Genomic DNA, 527 nt, shown 5'->3' with positions numbered 1-527 from the left:
AAGACCGAGGCGTGCTGCCGGGCCCGGGCGCGGATCTCGCCGTCGGTCTTGAGCGCGACGAACACCGAGCCGTGCAGCAGGAACAGGCTCAGCGTGACGAGCCCGCCGAGGAGCGCGAACGGCGACAGGAGCGAGAAGAACCCGCCGACGAACTGGTGGTCGGCGTCGAGCTGCACGCCGCGCACGAGGTTGGCGAACGCGACGCCCCACAGCACGGCGGGCACCCACGACCCGACCTGGATTGCGACGTCGCAGCGCCGCGCCCAGCCCTCGTCGCGGATCTTGCCGCGGTACTCGAACGCCACGCCGCGCACGATGAGCGCGACGAGGATGAGCAGGAGCGGCAGGTAGAAGCCGGAGAAGAGGGTCGCGTACCACTCGGGGAACGCGGCGAACGTCGCGCCGCCCGCGGTGAGAAGCCAGACCTCGTTCCCGTCCCACACGGGGCCGATGGAGTTGATGAGGACGCGGCGTTCCTTCTCGCGGTGCTCCTTGTCACCGCGCGGGAGGATCGACAGCAGCATGCC

At 70.4% G+C, this 527-nt stretch carries 1 protein-coding gene; it reads right to left on the bottom strand.

All coding sequences use genetic code 11. From position 1 onward, the window contains the following. Positions 1-527 (bottom strand): cytochrome d ubiquinol oxidase subunit II (gene cydB, locus G3I78_RS47475; protein ID WP_164436827.1); only part of this gene is annotated, 527 nt, incomplete at both ends.

It is taken from the genome of Streptomyces sp. SID13726 (genome assembly GCF_010548375.1).
GTDB lineage: Bacteria > Actinomycetota > Actinomycetes > Streptomycetales > Streptomycetaceae > Streptomyces.
The sequence above is the reverse complement of the archived record's forward strand: the minus strand, read 5'-3'. Positions and strand labels throughout refer to the sequence as shown.